Source organism: Paraburkholderia sp. SG-MS1 (assembly GCF_012275575.1).
Taxonomy (GTDB): domain Bacteria; phylum Pseudomonadota; class Gammaproteobacteria; order Burkholderiales; family Burkholderiaceae; genus Paraburkholderia.
This window is the reverse complement of the sequence record NZ_NPIH01000193.1, coordinates 1-7400: the sequence shown is the minus strand read 5'-3', so window position 1 is coordinate 7400 and position 7400 is coordinate 1. Positions and strand designations below refer to the sequence as shown.

At 65.9% G+C, this 7400-nt stretch carries 6 protein-coding genes and 2 pseudogenes; 5 read left to right on the top strand and 3 right to left on the bottom strand.

From position 1 onward, the window contains the following. Window positions 1–75: 75 nt before the first annotated feature. Complete coding sequence (locus CIC12_RS14870; RefSeq protein WP_168664851.1) at window positions 76–432, top strand: EscU/YscU/HrcU family type III secretion system export apparatus switch protein; 357 nt, start codon at window positions 76–78, stop codon at window positions 430–432. Between the two features lie 32 nt (window positions 433–464). On the opposite strand, the pseudogene CIC12_RS14865 reads toward CIC12_RS14870, so the two are convergent. Together CIC12_RS14865 and CIC12_RS14860 are read right to left on the bottom strand one after the other, a co-directional pair. Then, a pseudogene (locus CIC12_RS14865) lies at window positions 465–791 on the bottom strand (aldehyde dehydrogenase family protein); the annotation flags it as partial. Window positions 792–1007: 216 nt separating this feature from the next. Continuing rightward, window positions 1008–2693, bottom strand: coding sequence for an isovaleryl-CoA dehydrogenase (locus CIC12_RS14860; RefSeq protein ID WP_168664850.1), 1686 nt, complete (start codon window positions 2691–2693; stop codon window positions 1008–1010). A 294-nt stretch (window positions 2694–2987) separates the two neighbouring features. Here CIC12_RS14860 and CIC12_RS14855 point away from each other — a divergent pair, with 294 nt between their 5' ends. Continuing rightward, the gene (locus CIC12_RS14855; protein ID WP_168664849.1) at window positions 2988–3785 is read left to right on the top strand and encodes a GMC oxidoreductase; all 798 of its coding nucleotides are present in this window, start codon (window positions 2988–2990) and stop codon (window positions 3783–3785) included. 99 nt (window positions 3786–3884) lie between these two features. Then, window positions 3885–5624 carry an OmpA family protein gene (locus CIC12_RS14850; RefSeq protein WP_168664848.1) on the top strand — a complete coding sequence of 580 codons (1740 nt, stop codon included), beginning with the start codon at window positions 3885–3887 and terminating at the stop codon, window positions 5622–5624. A gap of 25 nt (window positions 5625–5649) precedes the next feature. On the opposite strand, the gene CIC12_RS14845 is transcribed toward CIC12_RS14850, so the two are convergent. Continuing rightward, window positions 5650–6612 carry a LysR substrate-binding domain-containing protein gene (locus CIC12_RS14845; protein ID WP_168664847.1) on the bottom strand — a complete coding sequence of 321 codons (963 nt, stop codon included), beginning with the start codon at window positions 6610–6612 and terminating at the stop codon, window positions 5650–5652. 114 nt (window positions 6613–6726) lie between these two features. On the opposite strand from CIC12_RS14845, the gene CIC12_RS14840 reads away from it, so the two are divergent. Together CIC12_RS14840 and CIC12_RS14835 are read left to right on the top strand one after the other, a co-directional pair. After that, window positions 6727–7188, top strand: coding sequence for a CidA/LrgA family protein (locus CIC12_RS14840; RefSeq protein ID WP_168664846.1), 462 nt, complete (start codon window positions 6727–6729; stop codon window positions 7186–7188). Between the two features lie 37 nt (window positions 7189–7225). Next, window positions 7226–7400 (top strand): annotated as a pseudogene (locus tag CIC12_RS14835) (LrgB family protein); the annotation flags it as partial.

Below are 7400 nucleotides of genomic sequence, written 5' to 3'. Positions count from 1 at the left end.
GACGACGACCCGCCGCAACACCCGCGGCGCTCGTGCGCAAGCCGCGCCGAGCAATGATTTCGATTGGGATATCTGATGAGCCGCACACATCGCCGCACCGCGGCCGCGCTCGTCTACGACACACAAGGTGGCGATCCCGCGCCGCGCGTGGTCGCCAAAGGCTATGGGCTGCTGGCCGAAATGATCGTGCAGCGGGCCAAGGAAGCGGGCCTGTATGTCCACGAGGCGCCCGAGATGGTCTCGCTGCTGATGCAGGTGGACCTCGACGCGCGCATCCCGCCGCAGCTTTATCAGGCGGTGGCGGAATTGCTCGCGTGGCTGCATCGGCTGGAAAGCGGCGCCGAGGAGGAACCGGCACATGACGGCGCCGCCGCGCAGGACGTGACCGACGTGGTGGCCACCGAGATCGAAGGCGGCACGGCGCCGCGCTAGACGGCGTCCGTTGCGCCGCCTGGGCCAATTCTTCAGAAGCGCATCATCAACTTCAGCAACGCGTTGACGCGCCTGCCCTACGGCAGCGCGATCCAGCCGCGACTGCGTCAGCACCGGCTTCATTTCGAGAACGTCACGAAGCCTTCATAGCCGTGATACGCGCCCATTCCGCTCGTGCCCACCCCACCAAACGGCAGGCTTTCGCACGCGAGGTGCATCAGCGTTTCGTTGACCGCCATGCCGCGCGCGATCGTTTTGTGCGTCACGCGTTCGATTGTCGGCGCATCGTCGGCGTACAGATACAGCGCGAGCGGACGAGCGCGCGTGTTGATGTACGCGATTGCGTCGGCGAGCACGTCGCGATTGTCCAGCATGACCTGGCGCAACGCTTTCAGATGCGTGGCGCGCCGTGTCCCATGACGGATACGGCGCGCGGCAGTGCTTCGAGCGCGGCGAGCTCGGGCAAATCGTTCTTCATGCGGGTCCAATAACCGATCGGATGACGGTGCGCGGTGCATCGCGCTCATTGATCTGGCAGTGTCTGCTTGGAGTGTTTGATTGACGTAGGCTGAATCTCACACGGGAAACGCACGTTCGATGATCGCCGCATGATCAAACGTGGCCGGCAGCGTGCCGTACACGCGGCCGCTTTCGCCGCAGCCCTCGGCGAGACGCGTGGTGATGAACGCCTCGGCGATCGCGGCGGGCGCATGTTCGACGAGCAGCGTGGCCTGCGCGATCAGCACGATCTGCTGGGCGATCCGGCGCGCCGACGCCTCGCGCTCATCGGCTGGACGATTGAGCGTGGCGGCCAGCTTGCCGAGCGCGGCGCGCAACGCCGGATGCGCGCCCGCCTGCGCCTGCCACGCGGCGAACAGCGCGTGCGCTGCCTCCGGTTCACGCTCCAGCGCGCGCAGCACGTCGAGGCACATCACGTTGCCTGAGCCTTCCCAGATCGAATTCACCGGCGCTTCGCGGTAGAAGCGCGCCATCGGACCGGTTTCGACGTAGCCGTTGCCGCCCCAGACTTCCATCGCCTCACCGGTGAATTCCAGCGTCCGCTTGCAAACCCAGTACTTCGCCGCCGGCGTGACGATGCGCCGCCACGCGCGCTCGGCGGGTGAGCTGGACGAAGCGTCGGCGGATGCCTCGAATGCGCGCGCGAGACGCATGAACAACACCGTCGCCGCTTCGGACTCCAGGGCGAGATCGGCCAGTACGTTGCGCATCAGTGGCTGGTCGGCCAACTGCCGGCCGAACGCGCTGCGATGGCGCGCATGGTGAATCGCTTGCACCAGCGCCGCGCGCATCAACGCCGCGCTGCCGATCACGCAATCGAGCCGCGTGTAGTTCGCCATTTCGATGATGGTCGGCACACCGCGCCCTTCGTCGCCGATCATGACGCCGAACGCGTCGAGGAATTCGACTTCGCTGCTCGCATTCGAGCGATTGCCGAGCTTGTCTTTCAGACGCTGGATCTGCACGGTGTTCTTGCGGCCGTCCGGCGCGAAACGTGGCACGTAAAAACACGACAGGCCGGTGTGATCGTCGGTGCGCGCGAGCACGAGATGGGCGTCGCACTGCGGCGCGGAGAAGAACCACTTGTGCCCGACGAGCCGGTAGGCGCCGTCGCGGCCCCCGGCGGCGAGCGCATGCGCGTGAGTCTGATTGGTGCGCACATCCGAGCCGCCCTGCTTTTCGGTCATACCCATGCCGATCATCGCGGACGTTTTCTGCGTGAGCGGCACATCGCGCGCATCGTGCTCGCGCGAGTAGAGCTTGCCGCGCAGCGTGTCGAACAAGCCTGGCTCGCGCTGCAATACCGGGATGCTCGCGAAGGTCATCGTCAACGGACAGAGCGAACCCGATTCGAGTTGCGCATGCAGGAAGTAGCCGGCGCAGCGTGCGGCCATCGCGCCGCTCTGCGGATCGGAGAACGGCAACGCGTGCAGTCCTTCGCGTCGCAATAGCGAAAGCAGCGTATGCCACGAAGGATGAAACTCCAGCGCGTCGATGCGCTCGCCGCGCGGGCTGTGCGTGAACAGTTCGGGTGTGTGACGGTTGGCCAGTTCGGCGAGCGCGAGCGTCGCGGGGGTGGTGAGCGCCGCGCCATGCCGCAGCAGCGCTTCGCGATGCCACCCGGCGCCGTCGCGTTCGAGGGCCGCGGACAACGCGACGTCGCTGGAAAAGAGGTTGTAGTCCGTGAGCGGCGGGACCTGATTCGTCACGTCGTGCGTCTGGCCGAAGTGATGCCGTTCCATATGCTGTCTCCGTTCATCGCAGGCTCGCCATGCTGATCGACGGGGACCGCGACGGGGTGCCGTTTAATCGCCGTGTGTCGTGCCGCACGCTGAGCCAGGAATGACGGACACGGCCGGCTGGCGAGCGTGCGCGCGTCTTTCATCATAGGGGCGCGGCCGCGCTTGCGTTAGGGGAATCGCTCTGGCGCGAAGGCGCCGCGCCCCGGAACGCTCCTTAGAATGCCGGTGAAGCACACGAGGACAAGTGTGCACGAGACAGGGGGCGCGAGCAACGCGGCCCATCAGGAGGAGCGGATGCATTACGACTACATCATTGTCGGCGCGGGCTCGGGTGGTTGCGCGCTGGCGAGCGTTCTCGCCGATAGCTGCTCCGATGCGACGATCGCACTGATCGAAGCCGGTCCGCACACCGACCGCAATCTGTTCCTTAACATGCCGGTCGGCGTGGCGGCCGTGGTGACCAACAAACTCAAAACCGATTACGGCTATCTGACAACGCCGCAGCCAGGCCACATGTGCGTGTTGCGCCCGCACAGCCGCAACACGGTGACGCTCGCGAGTGCCGATGCGCATACCGCGCCGATCATCGATCCGCGTTTTTTCAGCGAAGCGCGCCATCTTGATCTGCTGGTGGACGGCGTGAAGATGGCGCGGCGCATTCTTGATGCGCCGTCGCTCGCGCTACGTGGCGGTGCCGAGTTGTACACGCATGCGGCGCAGTCGAACGCGCAATTGCGCCAGACCATCGCCGGGCACGCGAATACGATCTATCGCCGGTGGCGATCTGCCGGATGGGCGGCGATGTTTCGCTCGGTGGTCAATCCGCAATTGCGCGTGCGCGGCGCGAGCGGCTTGCGGATCGTCGATGCCTCCGTGATGCCGACGCTGATCGGCGGCAACACCAATGCGCCGACAGTAATGATCGGCGAGCGCGCGGCCGAGCTGATCGGCCAGCCGCGGAGATGGCGCGGGCTGAGCATCGCCGGCGGGCAACGGCGACATGGCGGCGCGGGCCGCCTGAGGCGCATCAAAAGCCCGCAATCTGTTTTCATTATCAAGGCAAATTGGGTCAACGTCGGTCAATTGTCATAAATTGTCCAGCTTCGATTTTGAGACGCCTTGGCTCCTATAATCGCGCCGCGAAAAAGAGCGCGTCATGTGGCGCGCCCGGAATCTCAAGGAAGCGTAGCGATGAGTCTCAATGTGATCCAGTTGGTTCAGTCCGTGCTGACGGACGATATCGTGCGGCAACTCGGCGCCCGCCTGGGGCTGCCGGCGGAAACCGCCCAGAAGGCGTTGACTGCCACCGGCCCGGCGCTCGTCGCAGGCATGATGCACAAGAGTGCGACGCTCGAAGGCGCGCGCTTGCTGTTCACGACGATCCTTTCACCGGAAGTGGATGGGCACATCGCCGAACAGTTGCCGCATCTGCTCGCCAGCACGAGCGGGTTGAACCAGCTGGAAACCGTCGGGCGGCAACTGCTCGAACGCGGACTCAATCGCCCAGCCGATCTGGTGAGCGACGAAGTCGCCCGGCAAACCGGCGCGCCCGCGCACGCCGCGCATGCGATCACGGGCATTGTGGGCGCCACGCTGTTCGGCGTGCTCAAGCGGTATCTGCTCGACGGCCGGGGCAATGTCGGCCAGTTGCCTGCTTTGCTTGGCCAGCAGCTTCCGGTCATTACGCCGTATCTGAACGACCATCTGCTAGGCGCGCTGGGCGTGGGCGGCCTGAGCGCGTTCACGGGCAGCATCCTGTCGCAGCTCAAAGCGGTATCGGCGCATATCGACCAGCCGACACCGGCCGGCAAGCCGGTGCCGGAAATGCTGGCGCCGATCCATGTGCCGCCGGACGCGGTGGTGCGCGAAGAGCGCCGGTCGCACGCGTGGCTCTGGTGGCTGCTGGCGGCCGTCGCGGCCGTGCTGGCTTTTCTGTTTTTGCGCGGCTGCCATGGGGGCGCAGGCGGCGAGGCGATGTCCGCCACTAGCGGCGCGCAAACGGCTGTCGCTGCGCAGCCGGCTTCCGCACCTGGCGTAGCGTCGGGGACGGCAGCCACCGCGACGCCAGCGAGCAGCGCCGCCGCCGCATCGACGGTCGAAGCCAGCGCCGCCAGCGCGCCAGCCGCCGCGCTCGAGCCGACCAAAGACAGCCAGCTCGCCTTTACCGTCAACGCCGCGGGCAAGCCGACGCTCACCGCCACGGTCGGCAATGAAGCGGAAAAGACGCAGTTGATCGACGAACTGACGAAGCGGCTCGGTGTCGCCAACGTGGTCCAGAACGTCACAGTCGATCCGCAGGTGAAGCCCGCCGACTGGCTTTCGCATCTCGACGGCCTGCTGCCGCTGATGGCGTTGCCGGGCGCTGAAGTGAAAGTGGACGGCACGCGCGTCGAACTCAGCGGCAGCGCGGCCGAGACGAAGCTCGGCTGGCTCGGCAAGCTGAAGTCGCTGTTCGGCGCGTCGTATCAGATCGGTACGTTCGACGTCGCGCACGCCGTCGCCGACGCCACCGAAAACTTCCGCAGCGCGATCAAAGGATTGTTCGCGCCCGACAGCACATGCGTGGCGGCGGACGTCGTCAAGGTGCTGAATCTGCAGGTAATCAATTTCGCGAGCGCGAGTGCCCGTGTGCCGGCTTCGGCAGTGGAAGACCTGAGCCAGTCGGCGCGGGCGCTGAACGCCTGTGCGCACAACGGCAGGACGATGCGGCTCGAAGTGGCCGGCTATTCGGACAACGTCGGCGGCGCGCAAGCCAATTTGCAACTGTCGAAGAAGCGCGCCGAGGCGGTTCGCGCGTATCTCGTCAACGCAGGTGTGCCGGCTGACTCGTTGATCGCGCAAGGTTACGGCGATGCGAATCCGGTCACGAGCAACGACACAGCTGGCGGGCGCTTCACCAACCGTCGCATCGAGTTCGTCGCGCAGCAGTAATTGGCTGCGTCACGCGGGCATTCTGTCATTCGGTGGGCGGAGTTCGCGTCGGCGGCGCGATGCCCGTCATGCCGATGCCCGGACCCAGCATGAAATCGTCGCCGGCCTGGCCGGGCAACGCCTCGCGCGCGACGTCAAGCCACGCGCGCGCGGCGTGCGACAGATAACCGTTGCGGCGCCAGCCGATCGCCATTTCCCATCGGATCTCCGGGTCGACCACGGGCAGGCAGGTGAACTGCGCCGGGTCGAGCCGGCGGCAATACGGCGCCGGCAGCAGCGCGATGCCGACACCGGCCAGCACCAGCGCCGCCATGAAATCCCAATGCCCGCTTCGCCCGACGATGGTCGGCGCGAACCCCGCCGTGCGGCACGCGTTCAGCACCACGTCGTTGAGCGCGAGGCTCTCGCCATAGAACACGAACGGTTCGTTGGCGAGTTGCGCGAGCGGCACCTCGTGCAAGTGATCCCAGCGCGAGCCTGTACGCGCGACGAGCCAGAGCAACTGGCGCGTCATCGGCAGCACCTCGATGTGTTCCGGGTCGACCGGTTGTAGCACGCCACCCAACTCCAGCTCGCCGTTGATGAGTGCCGCTTCGATCGCGCGCGAACCCTGCTCGAAAAGCTTCAGTTCGATCTTCGGATATCGCTGGCGGAACGCCGCGATGGCTGGCGTGAACAGCGAGCCGCCCATCGGCGGAATGCCGATGGTGAGCTCGCCACGGCCGAGCGTGTCGAGATCGTTCAGTTCCGCCTGCAATTGCGCGTGCGCGGCCAGCACGTCCTGACCGCGCTGGTAGACGATGCGCCCGGCATCGGTCAGCACCATCTGACGGCCGTCTCGCAGCAATAGCGGCGAGCCGATCTCGTCTTCGAGCGACTTGACCATCTTGCTGATGGTCGGCTGCGTGACGAACATCTGCTCGGCCGCGACGGTGAAACTCTGTTGACGAACCACTTCGACGAAATACCGCAGTGCACGTAGTTCCACGATCCCGGCCTCCGGAATTCCAATTTGGAATGATTTGAATGATTGTAAGTCATTATATTTATGTTGCGGTGCAACCTATACTGGCTCTCATTCGAGGTCACCCCAAGGATTGCCATGACGACGCCCGTTCCCGCTCATACCGCCGGTGCCGGTGCCCGCGCCAGCGGTGCGTGGCGCGTCGGGCGCATCGTGGTGCAGAGCGCCGCGCTGGCGGGTTTATGGGTCGTCGCCGATTTCGCTGTGCGCATGCTCCGCCTGCCGGTGCCGGGCGGCGTGGTCGGCCTGGTCGTGTTGCTCGCGCTGCTGTTTTGCGGTGGTATCGCGCCGCGCTGGATCAAGGCCGGCGCGGACTGGCTACTGTCCGACATGCTGTTGTTCTTCATTCCGGCCGCGGTTGCCGCCGTGCAATACGGCGGACTGTTCCGCGAGGACGGCTGGCGTCTCGCGCTGGTGGTGGTCGGCGGCACGCTGATGGTGATGATCGCGGTCGCCTTCGCGGTCGAGCAGGCCGCTCGCCTCGAGCGGCGCCTTGCGCTGCGCCGTGTAATCGTCGCGCGGCACGCGGCGCGCACCTGAGTTTTCCTGATCTGCCATTTCCGCCCAAGCCCCCTCGATGAGCACGCTCTATCCGTCCCTGTTTGCCGACGATGCCTCGCGTCTGATTGCAGCCGGCTGTTTCGTGCTGACGGTGGCGCTGTATTTCGCGTCGAAGGCGCTGTACGCGCGCTTCCGATCGCCGTGGCTGACGCCGCTGCTGGCGGTGCCGGCCGTGCTCGCGGCGATTGTCG

Coding starts and splice junctions, on each gene's coding strand:
- CIC12_RS14870 (WP_168664851.1), top strand. CDS start 76: ATGAGCCGCACACATCGCCGCACCGCGGCCGCGCTCGTCTACGACACA.
- CIC12_RS14860 (WP_168664850.1), bottom strand. CDS start 2,693: ATGGAACGGCATCACTTCGGCCAGACGCACGACGTGACGAATCAGGTC.
- CIC12_RS14855 (WP_168664849.1), top strand. CDS start 2,988: ATGCATTACGACTACATCATTGTCGGCGCGGGCTCGGGTGGTTGCGCG.
- CIC12_RS14850 (WP_168664848.1), top strand. CDS start 3,885: ATGAGTCTCAATGTGATCCAGTTGGTTCAGTCCGTGCTGACGGACGAT.
- CIC12_RS14840 (WP_168664846.1), top strand. CDS start 6,727: ATGACGACGCCCGTTCCCGCTCATACCGCCGGTGCCGGTGCCCGCGCC.